Origin of the sequence: Scandinavium sp. M-37 (assembly GCF_043558715.1) — a bacterium.
GTDB lineage: Bacteria > Pseudomonadota > Gammaproteobacteria > Enterobacterales > Enterobacteriaceae > Scandinavium > Scandinavium vulneris_A.
Window position 1 is genome coordinate 15,332 of record NZ_JBIGIN010000019.1, and the last position, 14,906, is coordinate 30,237.

The window sequence follows — 14,906 nt, forward strand, 5'->3', positions numbered from 1 at the left end:
ATGTGCCACTCAGGAATAAGGGGTGGACTTCATGGCAGACATTACACTTATCAGTGGCAGCACGCTTGGCGGCGCCGAATACGTTGCTGAACATCTGGCTGAGAAGCTGGAAGACGCGGGTTTTTCCACTGAAACGCTGCATGGCCCCCTGCTTGAAGATCTGAAGCTCAGTGGGATCTGGCTGTTAGTCAGCTCAACGCATGGCGCGGGTGATATCCCGGATAATCTTGTTCCTTTATATGAAGCAATAAAGGAAGAGAAACCCGACCTCTCCGCCGTACGTTTTGGTTCGATAGGAATGGGCAGCCGTGAATACGACACGTTCTGTGGCGCTATCGACAAAATCGACACGGAACTGACGGCTTGTGGAGCCCAACAGATCGGCGAAACGCTCAAGATAAATGTCCTCGATCATGACATTCCTGAAGATCCGGCAGAAATTTGGCTCGGATCCTGGACAAAACTGATCTAAGTTTTGTAAAGATCGGCGTTTTTTATGTGGATAACTCTGGTTAAAAGCACTGATCAACCGGTAGTTATCCAAAGCATAAGGTTTGGTTAGTTTTTGAGTTGTGCATAACCCTTCATTCTGATCCCAGCTTATACGGACCAGGATCACCGATCATTCACAGGCTGTGATCCTTCTTAAGCATATGATCTCAAAAGCCGGATCCGCCTTATCCACAGAAAAGGGCGATCCTAATAAGAGATCACAATAAAACAGATCTCTAAATAAAAAGATCTTCTTTTAAATACCCAGGATCCCGGGTGCTTTCTCCGACAGCCAAAGTTGAGTAGAATCCACGGCCCGGGCTTCAATCACTTTTTCAAACCGCTTTCAAGCGAGGCAGACCACCATGTTTTATCAGGATCCTTTTGACGTCATCATCATTGGCGGGGGTCATGCAGGCACTGAGGCCGCGATGGCCGCAGCGCGTATGGGTCAGCAAACCCTGCTGTTGACACACAATATCGACACGCTGGGGCAAATGAGCTGCAACCCGGCTATTGGCGGCATTGGGAAAGGACACCTGGTAAAAGAAGTGGATGCACTCGGCGGGCTGATGGCTAAGGCAATCGACCAAGCGGGCATTCAGTTTAGGATACTAAACGCCAGCAAAGGCCCGGCGGTTCGCGCCACTCGTGCTCAGGCAGACCGTGTGCTGTATCGCCAGGCGGTACGCACCGCTCTGGAGAATCAGCCGAACCTGATGATTTTTCAGCAGGCGGTTGAAGACCTGATCGTTGAAAATGATCGTGTGGTCGGCGCGGTGACCCAGATGGGTCTGAAGTTCCGTGCTAAAGCGGTAGTGCTGACGGTCGGCACCTTTCTCGATGGCAAAATCCATATTGGTCTGGATAACTACAGCGGTGGCCGGGCAGGCGATCCACCATCGATCCCGCTGTCGCGTCGTCTGCGTGAACTGCCTTTGCGCGTAAGCCGTCTGAAAACCGGGACGCCACCACGTATCGACGCACGCACCATCGATTTCTCCGTTCTGGCTCAGCAGCATGGCGACAATCCAATGCCGGTGTTCTCGTTCATGGGCAATGCAGGTCAACATCCACGTCAGGTACCGTGCTACATCACGCACACCAACGAAAAAACCCATGACGTGATCCGCAATAACCTCGACCGCAGCCCGATGTACGCTGGCGTTATCGAAGGTATTGGCCCGCGCTACTGCCCATCGATTGAAGACAAAGTAATGCGCTTTGCCGATCGCAACCAGCATCAGATTTTCCTCGAGCCGGAAGGGCTGACCTCTAACGAAATTTACCCGAATGGGATCTCCACCAGCCTGCCGTTTGACGTGCAGATGCAGATTGTCCGTTCCATGCACGGGATGGAGAACGCGAAGATCGTCCGTCCGGGCTATGCCATCGAGTATGATTTCTTCGATCCTCGCGATCTGAAACCGACACTGGAAAGCAAATACATTCAGGGTCTGTTCTTTGCCGGGCAGATCAACGGCACCACCGGCTACGAAGAAGCCGCAGCTCAGGGTCTGCTGGCCGGTCTGAACGCCGCGCGCTGCTCTGCGGACAAAGACGGCTGGGCGCCACGCCGCGATCAGGCTTACCTTGGCGTACTGGTCGACGACCTCTGTACGCTCGGAACCAAAGAACCGTACCGCATGTTCACCTCGCGCGCGGAATATCGTCTGATGCTGCGGGAAGATAACGCCGACCTGCGCCTGACCGAACAGGGTCGCGAGCTGGGTCTGGTGGACGACGAGCGCTGGGCGCGTTTCAACGATAAACTGGAAAGTATCGAGCGTGAGCGCCAGCGACTGAAAACTACCTGGGTGAACCCATCTGCCGAATCGGCAGCCGAAGTAAATGCTTACCTGACGGCTCCGCTTTCGCGTGAAGCTAGCGGAGAAGATCTGCTGCGTCGTCCGGAAGTCACCTACGAACAGCTGGTTCAGCTGTCACCGTTTGCGCCAGGGCTGCAAGATGCTCAGGCCGCTGAACAGGTGGAAATTCAGGTTAAATACGAGGGCTACATCGCCCGTCAGCAGGACGAAATTGAAAAGCAGCAACGCAATGAGAACACCCTTTTGCCTGCCACTCTCGATTATCGTCAGGTTTCGGGGTTGTCCAACGAAGTGATCGCCAAGCTTAACGATCACAAACCGTCATCCATCGGCCAGGCAACGCGTATCTCCGGTGTGACCCCGGCAGCCATTTCAATTTTACTGGTTTGGCTGAAAAAACAGGGCATGCTGCGCCGCAGCGCCTAAGTATTTGTACATTGTCAGCCTGGAGGCACTATGCTTACTGGGCTGACAATATCCACAGGACGGGAATGACCCCGTCAACCGCAGCTCAACAGGTATTCACCGTGCTCAACAAACTCTCTCGTCTGCTCGCAGAAGCAGGCATTTCGTTGTCCGATCACCAGCAACAGCAGCTGGTGGCTTACGTCGAACTGCTCCACAAATGGAATAAAGCGTACAACCTGACCTCGGTGCGCGATCCGAACGAGATGCTGGTGCGTCACATCCTCGACAGCATCATCGTCGCACCGCATTTGCAGGGAACACGCTTCATTGACGTCGGCACTGGCCCAGGGTTGCCAGGCATTCCATTGGCAATTGTTCTGCCTCAGGCGCAGTTCACTCTGTTGGACAGCCTTGGAAAGCGCGTGCGTTTTCTGCGTCAGGTTCAGCATGAGCTGAAACTGGACAACGTGACACCGGTGCAGAGCCGTGTGGAGGAATTCCCCGCTGAGCCGCCGTTCGATGGCGTTATCAGCCGCGCATTTGCCTCTCTGACGGATATGGTGAACTGGTGTCATCATCTGCCAGCGGAGCAGGGGCGTTTTTATGCGCTGAAGGGCCTGGTGCCTGAAGATGAGATAGCGCAGTTACCGGCGCAATTTTCGGTAGAAGAGATAGTTAAGCTCACCGTTCCTCAGCTAGAAGGCGAGCGTCATTTGGTGAAAATTAAGCCAACAAAAATTTAATCTTTATCAAAAAAAGTGGCTTTTCAACGCCCCGTTAAGTGTTAAAACGCGGTGATGAAAGCAGTGATACGTTTAGTTACATTTAACGCGGCGGTCACTGCTTTTTTGCATTTTGTTCACATTTCGTTATTTGCTTAACCGGCGAGATAGTCAACAGCGAAAATATCAGCCTGCTAAAAATCGACTTCATGAATAGCTTTTTGATGTTAAATCTTTATTAAAAATGTCAATGAAAGGTTTTTAGGGTGTATGGGGCTGTTTTAAAAAGAGTCTCAAAAATTTGTTATTGAATTCAGAAAGATGAATTCGCGGGATTTTTTATGACCATCATTTCGATGCGCGTAAGAATGTTTTTTTTGTGATCGGATGCACGCTTTTATGCCCGGTTTTTCGCGTGGTTTGCAGTTTTGCCTGATTGTTCACAGTTTGGTGAAAAGTCCAAAAACAGGCAGGCTGAAAATTATTTAAACATTTATTCACCTTTTCGCTACTTATTGTTTGAATTCACGGGGCGTCACCGTATAATTTGTCCGCTTTTTGCTGCTTGACTCTGAGCCTCAAAGAACGTTTTATACGACACGCGACATACCCCGAAGGGAGCAGGAGTAAATACGTGATGTCTGTGTCGCTCTTGAGTAGAAACGTTGCTCGTAAGCTTCTGTTCATTCAGCTTCTGGCAGTCACAGCAAGTGGATTGCTGTTCTGCCTCAAAGACCCCTTCTGGGGCATCTCCGCAGTGTGTGGAGGTTTGGCGGTAGTCGTGCCAAATGCATTGTTTATGATTTTTGCCTGGCGTCATCAGGCGCATACACCTGCCAAAGGCCGAGTGGCCTGGTCTTTCGCCTTCGGCGAAGTGTTTAAGGTGTTGCTGACCTTTGCCCTCCTTGCGGTGGCGCTGGCGGTTGTTAAAGCGGTATTTGTGCCGCTGATAGTGACGTGGGTTTTGGTGCTGGTGGTACAAGTTCTGGCACCAGCTGTAATCAACAACAAAGGGTAAAAGGCATCATGGCTTCAGAAAATATGACGCCGCAGGAATACATAGGTCATCACCTGAATAACCTTCAGCTTGATCTGCGTACTTTCTCGCTGGTGGATCCGCATAACCCCCCGGCCACCTTCTGGACGCTCAACATTGACTCCATGTTCTTCTCGGTGGTGCTGGGTCTGTTGTTCCTGGCCATATTCCGCGGTGTTGCAAAACGTGCAACCAGTGGAGTTCCAGGGAAATTCCAGACGGCCATCGAAATGGTCATTGGCTTCGTGCATGGCAGTGTCAAAGACATGTACCATGGTAAGAGCAAACTGATTGCTCCACTGGCGCTGACCGTGTTTGTCTGGGTCTTCCTGATGAACTTGATGGACCTGTTGCCAATCGACCTGCTTCCTTTCATCGGCGAGCATATTTTTGGTCTGCCTGCTCTGCGCGTGGTGCCGTCTGCGGACGTGAATATCACCCTCTCTATGGCGCTGGGCGTGTTTATCCTGATTCTTTTCTACAGCATCAAAATGAAAGGCGTTGGCGGCTTTGTTAAAGAGCTTACCCTGCAGCCGTTCAATCACTGGGCGTTTATTCCGGTCAACCTGATCCTGGAAGGCGTCAGCCTGCTGTCTAAGCCGGTTTCTCTCGGTCTGCGACTGTTCGGCAACATGTATGCGGGTGAGCTGATTTTCATTCTGATCGCGGGTCTTCTGCCGTGGTGGTCACAGTGGATTCTGAATGTGCCTTGGGCCATTTTCCACATCCTGATTATTACGCTGCAAGCCTTTATCTTCATGGTTCTGACGATCGTCTATCTGTCGATGGCGTCTGAAGAGCACTGATTCTTTACCAACACTACTACGTTTTAACTGAAACAAACTGGAGACTGTCATGGAAAACCTGAATATGGATCTGCTGTACATGGCTGCCGCTGTGATGATGGGTCTGGCGGCAATCGGTGCTGCGATCGGTATCGGCATCCTCGGGGGCAAATTCCTGGAAGGCGCAGCGCGTCAACCGGATCTGATTCCTCTGCTGCGTACTCAGTTCTTTATCGTTATGGGTCTGGTGGATGCTATCCCAATGATCGCTGTAGGTCTGGGTCTGTACGTGATGTTTGCTGTCGCGTAGTAAGTAGTCATCAAATTTTAAGAGGTATTGTGCTGTGAACATGAACGCAACAATCCTCGGCCAGGCCATCGCGTTTGTTCTCTTTGTCTGGTTCTGCATGAAGTACGTATGGCCGCCATTAATGGCAGCCATCGAAAAACGTCAGAAAGAAATTTCTGACGGACTGTCTTCTGCAGAACGCGCTAAGAAAGATTTGGACCTTGCACAGGCCAACGCGACCGACCAGCTGAAAAAAGCGAAAGCGGAAGCCCAGGTGATCATTGAACAAGCTAACAAGCGTCGTTCTCAGATCATGGATGAAGCGAAAGCTGAAGCAGAACAGGAACGTAGCAAAATCGTTGCCCAGGCGCAGGCTGAGATCGACGCCGAGCGTAAACGTGCTCGCGAAGAACTTCGCAAGCAGGTCGCGATTCTGGCTGTTGCTGGTGCCGAGAAGATCATCGAACGTTCCGTGGATGAAGCTGCTAACAGCGACATCGTGGATAAACTTGTCGCTGAACTGTAAGGAGGGAGGGGCTGATGTCTGAATTTGTAACGGTAGCTCGCCCCTACGCCAAAGCAGCTTTTGACTTTGCGGTCGAAAACCAGAGCGTAGACAGCTGGCAAGATATGCTGGCGTTCGCCGCCGAGGTCACCAAAAACGACCAAATGGCAGAGTTACTTTCTGGCGCCCTGGCGCCGGAAACGCTCGCAGATGCGTTCATCGCAATCTGCGGTGAGCAGCTGGACGCCAACGGTCAGAACCTGGTTCGGGTGATGGCTGAAAATGGTCGTTTGAAAGCGCTCCCTGATGTTCTTGAGCAGTTCGCGCATTTACGCGCGCTGAGTGAAGCGACCGCTGAAGTCGAAGTGACTTCTGCATCCGCACTGAGTGACGAACAGCTCGCGAAAATCACTGCCGCGATGGAAAAACGTCTGTCACGCAAAGTTAAGCTGAATTGCAAAATCGATAAGTCTGTAATGGCAGGCGTTATCATCCGCACGGGTGATACAGTCATTGATGGTAGCGTACGCGGCCGTCTTGAACGCCTTGCAGACGTCTTGCAGTCTTAAGGGGACTGGAGCATGCAACTGAATTCCACCGAAATCAGCGAACTGATCAAGCAGCGCATTGCTCAGTTCAATGTTGTGAGCGAGGCTCACAACGAAGGTACTATTGTTTCCGTAAGTGACGGTGTTATCCGCATCCACGGCCTGGCCGATTGTATGCAGGGTGAGATGATTTCCCTTCCGGGTAACCGTTACGCTATCGCACTGAACCTGGAGCGCGACTCCGTAGGTGCAGTTGTGATGGGTCCATACGCTGACCTGGCCGAAGGCATGAAGGTTAAGTGTACTGGCCGTATTCTCGAAGTTCCGGTTGGCCGTGGCATGTTAGGCCGCGTGGTGAACACCCTGGGTGCACCTATTGACGGTAAAGGTCCGGTTGATAACGATGGCTTCTCGCCAATCGAAGTTATCGCACCGGGCGTAATCGAACGTCAGTCCGTCGATCAGCCTGTTCAGACCGGTTATAAATCCGTCGATGCGATGATTCCAATCGGCCGTGGTCAGCGTGAGCTGATCATCGGTGACCGTCAGACCGGTAAAACCGCGATGGCAATCGATGCGATCATCAACCAGCGTGATTCCGGCATCAAATGTGTGTACGTGGCTATCGGCCAGAAAGCGTCCACCATTTCTAACGTGGTGCGTAAACTGGAAGAGCATAACGCTCTGGCCAACACCATCGTTGTGGTTGCGACCGCGTCTGAATCTGCTGCACTGCAATACCTGGCGCCATATGCCGGTTGCGCAATGGGCGAATACTTCCGCGACCGCGGTGAAGATGCGCTGATCGTTTACGATGACCTGTCCAAACAGGCTGTTGCTTACCGTCAGGTTTCCCTGCTGCTCCGTCGTCCACCAGGACGTGAAGCATTCCCGGGCGACGTGTTCTACCTCCACTCCCGTCTGCTGGAGCGCGCATCCCGCGTAAACGCGGAATACGTTGAGAAATTCACCAACGGTGAAGTGAAAGGTAAAACCGGTTCCCTGACTGCGCTGCCGATTATCGAAACGCAGGCTGGCGACGTTTCCGCGTTCGTTCCGACTAACGTAATTTCCATTACCGATGGTCAGATCTTCCTGGAAACCAACCTGTTTAACTCCGGTATTCGTCCGGCAGTTAACCCGGGTATCTCCGTATCCCGTGTTGGTGGTGCTGCTCAGACCAAGATCATCAAGAAACTGTCCGGTGGTATTCGTACCGCACTGGCACAGTATCGTGAACTGGCTGCGTTCTCTCAGTTCGCATCCGACTTGGATGAAGCAACCCGTAAACAGCTGAGCCACGGTCAGAAAGTGACCGAGCTGCTGAAACAGAAACAATATGCCCCAATGTCTGTTGCACAGCAGGGTCTGGTTCTGTTCGCGGCTGAACGCGGTTACCTCGAAGATGTGGAACTGGCGAAAATCGGTAGCTTCGAAGCCGCTCTGCTGGCTTACGTCGACCGTGACCACGCTCCGCTGATGCAAGAAATCAACCAGACCGGTGGCTATAACGACGAAATCGAAGGCAAGCTGAAAGGCATCCTCGATTCCTTCAAAGCAACCCAGTCCTGGTAACGTCTGGCGGCCTGTCTTAGGGCAGGCCGCGAGGCATTGAGGAGAAGCTCATGGCCGGCGCAAAAGAGATACGTAGTAAGATCGCAAGCGTCCAGAACACGCAGAAGATCACTAAAGCGATGGAAATGGTCGCCGCGTCCAAAATGCGTAAATCGCAGGAACGCATGGCAGCCAGCCGTCCTTATGCTGATACCATGCGCAAAGTGATTGGTCACCTTGCCACCGGTAATCTGGAATATAAGCACCCTTACCTGGAAGAACGCGACGTTAAACGCGTGGGCTACCTGGTGGTGTCCACTGACCGTGGTCTGTGCGGCGGTTTGAACATTAACCTGTTCAAAAAAGTGCTGGCAGATATGAAGGCGTGGTCCGATAAAGGCGTTCAGAGCGAACTCGCGATGATCGGCTCTAAGGGCGTGTCCTTCTTTAGTTCCGTTGGCGGTAACGTGGTTGCTCAGGTAACAGGCATGGGTGATAACCCTTCCCTGTCCGAACTGATCGGCCCGGTAAAAGTGATGTTGCAGGCCTACGATGAAGGCCGTCTGGACAAGCTGTACGTTGTCAGCAACAAATTTATTAACACCATGTCTCAGGTTCCGACCATTACTCAGCTGCTGCCGCTGCCGGCATCAGAAGATGAGGATCTGAAGCGTAAATCCTGGGATTACCTGTACGAACCTGATCCGAAAGCGCTGCTGGACACCCTGCTGCGTCGTTATGTCGAATCTCAGGTTTATCAGGGCGTGGTAGAAAACCTGGCCAGCGAGCAGGCCGCACGTATGGTGGCGATGAAAGCCGCGACCGACAATGGCGGCAGCCTGATTAAAGAGCTGCAGTTGGTATACAACAAAGCTCGTCAGGCCAGCATTACTCAGGAACTCACCGAAATCGTCGGTGGTGCATCCGCGGTATAACCAGGTTAATTCGTAGAGGATTCAAGATGGCTACTGGAAAAATTGTCCAGGTAATCGGCGCCGTGGTTGACGTCGAATTCCCTCAGGATGCCGTACCGCGCGTGTACGATGCTCTTGAGGTTCAGAATGGTAACGAGAGCCTGGTGCTGGAAGTTCAGCAACAGCTCGGTGGTGGTATCGTGCGTACCATCGCAATGGGTTCTTCCGACGGTCTGCGTCGTGGTCTGGAAGTTAAAGACCTCGAGCACCCAATCGAAGTCCCGGTAGGTAAAGCAACGCTCGGTCGTATCATGAACGTACTGGGCCAGCCAATCGATATGAAAGGCGATATTGGCGAAGAAGACCGTTGGGCGATTCACCGTGCAGCACCTTCCTATGAAGAGCTGTCCAGCTCTCAGGAACTGCTGGAAACCGGCATCAAAGTAATGGACCTGATTTGTCCGTTCGCGAAAGGCGGTAAAGTGGGTCTGTTCGGTGGTGCGGGTGTGGGTAAAACCGTCAACATGATGGAGCTTATCCGTAACATCGCTATCGAACACTCCGGTTACTCCGTATTTGCGGGCGTGGGTGAGCGTACTCGTGAGGGTAACGACTTCTACCACGAAATGACCGACTCCAACGTACTGGATAAAGTATCCCTGGTGTACGGCCAGATGAACGAGCCACCGGGAAACCGTCTGCGCGTTGCACTGACCGGCCTGACCATGGCTGAGAAATTCCGTGACGAAGGCCGTGACGTACTGCTGTTCGTCGATAACATCTACCGTTATACCCTGGCCGGTACTGAAGTATCAGCGCTGCTGGGTCGTATGCCTTCTGCGGTAGGTTATCAGCCAACTCTGGCTGAAGAGATGGGTGTTCTTCAGGAGCGTATTACCTCCACCAAGACCGGTTCCATCACTTCTGTTCAGGCGGTATACGTACCTGCGGATGACTTGACTGACCCATCACCAGCCACCACCTTTGCTCACTTAGATGCAACCGTGGTACTGAGCCGTCAGATCGCGTCTCTGGGTATCTACCCGGCCGTTGACCCGCTGGATTCCACCAGCCGTCAGCTGGATCCGCTGGTTGTTGGTCAGGAGCACTACGACACCGCGCGTGGCGTTCAGTCCATCCTGCAGCGTTACCAGGAACTGAAAGACATCATCGCGATCCTGGGTATGGACGAACTGTCCGAAGAAGACAAACTGGTGGTAGCACGTGCGCGTAAGATTCAGCGCTTCCTGTCCCAGCCATTCTTCGTTGCAGAAGTCTTTACCGGTTCTCCGGGCAAGTTCGTTTCGCTGAAAGATACCATCCGTGGCTTTAAAGGCATCATGGACGGCGAATACGACCATCTGCCAGAGCAGGCGTTCTACATGGTTGGCACTATCGACGAAGCCGTTGAGAAAGCTAAAAAACTTTAACGCCTTAATCGGAGGGTGACATGGCAATGACTTATCACCTGGACGTCGTCAGCGCGGAGAGCCAAATGTTCTCCGGTCTGGTCGAAAAGATCCAGGTAACGGGTAGCGAAGGTGAACTGGGTATTTTCCCGGGTCACGCCCCGCTGCTCACCGCCATTAAGCCTGGTATGATTCGCATCGTGAAGCAGCACGGACATGAAGAGTTCATCTACTTGTCCGGCGGTGTGTTGGAAGTTCAGCCAGGTAACGTAACCGTACTGGCTGATACTGCCATCCGCGGCAAGGATCTCGACGAAGCGCGAGCCCTGGAAGCGAAACGCAAAGCGGAAGAGCACATTAACAGCTCTCACGGCGATGTGGATTACGCTCAGGCGTCTGCGGAACTGGCCAAAGCGATCGCCAAACTGCGCGTTATCGAGTTGACCAAAAAAGCGATGTAACACCGGCTTGAAAGTACAAAAGCCAGTCTGGTTTCCAGGCTGGCTTTTTTGTTGGGTAAAATTCCTGATGTAACCCTTAAGTGTGATATGTGTCACAAAATTGTTGCACGGGTTAAAAACCCGGCGTAGACTTTGTTTTGTGAGTTAGATCACATTTCAATGTGCTATGCAGGAATCAAAATGAAACGCTTTCATAAAATCATCGCAATGTTCAGCAACCTGAGCCTCTAAGCCTCTGTATTGTTGTACAAAAAGAATATAAATAGGTCGCCTGATGGCGGCCTTTTTGTTTTTCAGCCTCCCGACGTATTCTTGATTCAGGCTTCAAAAGAACAGCCAAAGCAGCAACATAGCGGCTAATCTTCAGATTATGGGGCTTTTTTTCGAGACAAAGCACGCTACGATAGCTGAAAATAGTGCCATAAAACCCGTTTAGACTTTCACGTTGAACGTTTTCTCTGCATTCCATTTCATGACGAAAAATATGTAGATATTTCAATGCGAAAGGTTTTAACTTCTCACTCAAACACCTGTCAGGATGCGTATGTCAAACAGTGCGATGAGCGTAGTAATCCTTGCCGCTGGCAAAGGTACTCGCATGTATTCCAGTCTCCCAAAAGTGTTGCACACGCTAGCGGGCAAACCGATGGTTCAGCATGTTATTGATGCTGCTGATGAATTAGGTGCGTCTCAGATTCATCTGGTCTACGGACATGGCGGCGAACTCCTGAAGCAAACCCTCAGCGAAGGCAACCTTAATTGGGTACTCCAGGCTGAGCAGCTCGGCACCGGACATGCGATGCAGCAGGCTGCGCCGTTCTTTGCCGATGATGAAGACATCATGATGCTGTACGGCGACGTGCCGTTGATTTCGATTGAGACGCTTCAGCGCCTGCGTGCCGCGAAACCGCAGGGTGGAATTGGCCTTCTGACCGTGAAGCTTGACGATCCGACCGGCTATGGCCGTATCACCCGTGAGAATGGGCTGGTGACCGGGATTGTTGAGCACAAAGATGCCACCGATGCGCAGCGTGAAATTCAGGAGATCAATACCGGGATCCTGATTGCCGGTGGCGCAGACCTCAAACGCTGGCTCAGCAAGCTGGATAACAGCAATGCACAGGGCGAGTTTTATATCACCGACATCATCGCCATGGCGTACCAGGAAGGGCGTGAAATTGCCGCCGTTCATCCGGCACGGCTGAGTGAAGTCGAAGGCGTTAACAACCGCCTGCAGCTCTCGCGTCTTGAGCGCGTGTATCAAAGTGAGCAGGCTGAAAAGCTGCTGTTAGCGGGTGTAATGCTGCGTGACCCACAGCGTTTTGACCTGCGTGGCAATGTGACGCACGGGCGCGACGTTGAAATTGATACTAACGTTATCCTTGAAGGCAACGTGACGCTCGGCCACCGCGTGAAAATTGGCACTGGCTGCGTGATTAAAAACAGTGTGATTGGCGATGACTGCGAAATCAGTCCGTACAGCGTCGTTGAAGATGCACACCTGCATGCTGCCTGCACTATCGGCCCGTTCGCTCGTTTGCGTCCAGGGGCTGAACTGCTGGAAGGCGCGCACGTCGGCAACTTTGTCGAAATGAAAAAAGCGCGTTTGGGTATAGGCTCGAAAGCCGGTCACCTGAGCTATCTCGGCGATGCGGAGATTGGTGACAACGTGAATATCGGCGCCGGGACCATCACCTGTAACTATGACGGCGCGAATAAATTCAAAACCGTAATCGGTGACGATGTGTTTGTCGGCTCCGACTCCCAGCTGGTGGCCCCGGTTAGCATCGGTAACGGTGCCACGATCGCCGCTGGAACCACCGTGACCCGCAACGTGGGTGACAATGAGTTAGTGTTAAGCCGCGTGCCACAGGTACATAAGCAAGGCTGGCAACGTCCGGTGAAGAAGAAATAATTGTAGGCCTGATAAGGCGTAGCCGTCATCAGGCAGACAGGGGTTGAGGGGATAACATAATCCCCCGCCCAACGGCAGTAACTAAAATAATAACCCCACTCTCTACAAGGCTCGGGGCTCCGGAAAAAACCGGAAATACAGGTCAGCGACAACGCATGGCATCGTGCCATATCAGGAAATCTAACTATGTGTGGAATTGTTGGCGCAGTCGCGCAGCGTGATATTGCTGAAATCCTTCTCGAAGGGCTTCGTCGTCTGGAATACCGTGGTTACGACTCTGCCGGTCTGGCAGTGGTCGACAGCGAAGGGCATCTGACCCGTCTGCGTCGCCTCGGTAAAGTGCAAATGCTGGCTCAGGCGGCGGAAGACCATCCGCTGCATGGCGGCACCGGTATCGCGCACACCCGCTGGGCGACTCACGGCGAGCCGTCAGAAGGCAACGCCCATCCTCATGTTTCCGACCACATCGTGGTGGTACATAACGGCATCATCGAAAACCATGAGCCGCTGCGCGAATTGCTGCAGTCTCGCGGGTATGTGTTCGTCTCAGAAACCGACACCGAAGTGATTGCTCACCTCGTTCACTGGGAGCTGGAACAGGGCGGTACGCTGCGTGAAGCCGTACTGTGGGCTATCCCGCAGCTGCGTGGTGCCTACGGCACCGTTATCATGGATACCCGTGACCCGAGCACCCTGCTGGCCGCCCGTTCAGGCAGTCCGCTGGTGATTGGTCTGGGCATGGGCGAAAACTTTATCGCCTCCGATCAGCTGGCTTTACTGCCGGTGACCCGTCGCTTCATCTTCCTTGAAGAAGGCGATATCGCGGAAGTGACCCGTCGCAGCGTGACCGTGTTTGCCAAATCCGGTGAGCAGGTGAAACGCCCGGACATCGAATCGAATCTGCAGTACGACGCGGGTGATAAAGGCATCTACCGCCACTACATGCAAAAAGAGATCTACGAGCAACCGAACGCGATTAAAAATACCCTGACCGGGCGCATCAACCACGGGCAAGTCGATCTCAGCGAGCTGGGACCGAATGCCAATGAAATGCTGGCCAACGTCGAGCATATTCAGATTGTGGCCTGCGGCACGTCCTACAACTCCGGGATGGTCTCGCGTTATTGGTTTGAATCGCTGGCGGGCATTCCGTGTGATGTCGAAATCGCGTCTGAATTCCGCTACCGCAAATCGGCGGTGCGCCGCAATAGCCTGATGATCACCCTCTCCCAGTCGGGTGAGACGGCGGATACTCTGGCGGCTCTGCGTCTGTCGAAAGAGTTGGGATATCTCGGCTCGCTGGCCATCTGTAACGTGGCGGGGTCGTCGCTGGTACGTGAGTCCGACCTGGCGCTGATGACCAACGCAGGCACCGAAATCGGCGTGGCGTCCACCAAAGCGTTCACCACGCAGCTGACCGTTCTGCTGATGCTGGTGGCGAAACTGGCTAACCTGAAAGGTCAGGACGCGGCGATTGAGCACGACATCGTGCACGGTCTGCAGGCGCTGCCGAGCCGTATCGAGCAAATGCTGTCGCAGGATAAACGCATTGAAGCGCTGGCGGAAGATTTCTCCGACAAGCATCACGCGCTGTTCCTGGGCCGTGGCGATCAGTATCCGATTGCGCTAGAAGGCGCGCTGAAGCTGAAAGAGATCTCCTACATCCATGCGGAAGCGTATGCCGCAGGCGAGCTCAAACATGGCCCGCTGGCGCTGATCGACGCCGATATGCCGGTTATCGTGGTTGCCCCGAACAATGAACTGCTGGAAAAACTGAAATCCAACATCGAAGAAGTGCGTGCCCGTGGTGGCGTGCTGTATGTCTTCGCCGATCGGGATGCCGGTTTCAACAGCAGCGATAACATGCACATCATCGAGATGCCGCATGTGGAAGAGGTGATTGCCCCTATCTTCTACACCGTGCCGCTGCAATTGCTGGCCTATCACGTGGCGCTGATCAAAGGCACCGACGTTGACCAGCCGCGCAATCTGGCGAAATCCGTAACGGTTGAGTAAGACGTTGAGTAATACACTGAAGC

The 14,906-nt window shown here is 53.0% G+C and carries 14 protein-coding genes; all 14 read left to right on the forward strand.

All coding sequences use genetic code 11. The annotated features are described in order from the left end of the window. Positions 1-31: 31 nt before the first annotated feature. The 14 genes from mioC to glmS all read left to right on the forward strand — a co-directional run bounded on the left by mioC (position 32) and on the right by glmS (position 14,883). A complete protein-coding gene (mioC, locus tag ACG0Z5_RS14640; protein WP_394448466.1) occupies positions 32-472 on the forward strand; it encodes an FMN-binding protein MioC in 441 nt (146 codons plus the stop codon). Between the two features lie 385 nt (positions 473-857). Beyond that, positions 858-2,747 carry a tRNA uridine-5-carboxymethylaminomethyl(34) synthesis enzyme MnmG gene (mnmG, locus tag ACG0Z5_RS14645; protein WP_394448469.1) on the forward strand — a complete coding sequence of 630 codons (1,890 nt, stop codon included), beginning with the start codon at positions 858-860 and terminating at the stop codon, positions 2,745-2,747. A gap of 101 nt (positions 2,748-2,848) precedes the next feature. Further along, positions 2,849-3,472 (forward strand): 16S rRNA (guanine(527)-N(7))-methyltransferase RsmG, encoded by a 624-nt coding sequence (rsmG, locus tag ACG0Z5_RS14650; protein ID WP_394448614.1) that lies wholly within the window; start codon positions 2,849-2,851, stop codon positions 3,470-3,472. A 616-nt stretch (positions 3,473-4,088) separates the two neighbouring features. Beyond that, on the forward strand, positions 4,089-4,469 hold the full coding sequence (atpI, locus tag ACG0Z5_RS14655; RefSeq protein ID WP_319627314.1) for a F0F1 ATP synthase subunit I: 381 nt from the start codon (positions 4,089-4,091) through the stop codon (positions 4,467-4,469). Between the two features lie 8 nt (positions 4,470-4,477). Beyond that, positions 4,478-5,293, forward strand: coding sequence for a F0F1 ATP synthase subunit A (atpB, locus tag ACG0Z5_RS14660; RefSeq protein WP_319627313.1), 816 nt, complete (start codon positions 4,478-4,480; stop codon positions 5,291-5,293). Between the two features lie 49 nt (positions 5,294-5,342). After that, positions 5,343-5,582 (forward strand): F0F1 ATP synthase subunit C, encoded by a 240-nt coding sequence (gene atpE / locus ACG0Z5_RS14665; RefSeq protein WP_000429386.1) that lies wholly within the window; start codon positions 5,343-5,345, stop codon positions 5,580-5,582. Positions 5,583-5,616: 34 nt separating this feature from the next. Beyond that, positions 5,617-6,087 carry a F0F1 ATP synthase subunit B gene (atpF, locus tag ACG0Z5_RS14670; protein ID WP_319627312.1) on the forward strand — a complete coding sequence of 157 codons (471 nt, stop codon included), beginning with the start codon at positions 5,617-5,619 and terminating at the stop codon, positions 6,085-6,087. A gap of 14 nt (positions 6,088-6,101) precedes the next feature. Then, positions 6,102-6,635: a F0F1 ATP synthase subunit delta gene (atpH, locus tag ACG0Z5_RS14675; RefSeq protein ID WP_319627311.1), complete on the forward strand. Its 534-nt coding sequence runs from the start codon at positions 6,102-6,104 to the stop codon at positions 6,633-6,635. Positions 6,636-6,647: 12 nt separating this feature from the next. Next, on the forward strand, positions 6,648-8,189 hold the full coding sequence (gene atpA, locus ACG0Z5_RS14680; RefSeq protein ID WP_319627310.1) for a F0F1 ATP synthase subunit alpha: 1,542 nt from the start codon (positions 6,648-6,650) through the stop codon (positions 8,187-8,189). A gap of 50 nt (positions 8,190-8,239) precedes the next feature. Continuing rightward, positions 8,240-9,103 (forward strand): F0F1 ATP synthase subunit gamma, encoded by an 864-nt coding sequence (atpG, locus tag ACG0Z5_RS14685; protein WP_319627309.1) that lies wholly within the window; start codon positions 8,240-8,242, stop codon positions 9,101-9,103. A 26-nt stretch (positions 9,104-9,129) separates the two neighbouring features. Continuing rightward, positions 9,130-10,512 carry a F0F1 ATP synthase subunit beta gene (gene atpD / locus ACG0Z5_RS14690; protein WP_154161134.1) on the forward strand — a complete coding sequence of 461 codons (1,383 nt, stop codon included), beginning with the start codon at positions 9,130-9,132 and terminating at the stop codon, positions 10,510-10,512. 20 nt (positions 10,513-10,532) lie between these two features. Further along, entirely contained in the window at positions 10,533-10,952 is a 420-nt protein-coding gene (locus tag ACG0Z5_RS14695; RefSeq protein WP_319627308.1) for a F0F1 ATP synthase subunit epsilon, read from the forward strand. Positions 10,953-11,496: 544 nt separating this feature from the next. Beyond that, entirely contained in the window at positions 11,497-12,867 is a 1,371-nt protein-coding gene (glmU, locus tag ACG0Z5_RS14700; protein WP_394448476.1) for a bifunctional UDP-N-acetylglucosamine diphosphorylase/glucosamine-1-phosphate N-acetyltransferase GlmU, read from the forward strand. Positions 12,868-13,053: 186 nt separating this feature from the next. After that, on the forward strand, positions 13,054-14,883 hold the full coding sequence (glmS, locus tag ACG0Z5_RS14705) for a glutamine--fructose-6-phosphate transaminase (isomerizing) (protein WP_394448478.1): 1,830 nt from the start codon (positions 13,054-13,056) through the stop codon (positions 14,881-14,883). Positions 14,884-14,906 lie beyond the last annotated feature (23 nt).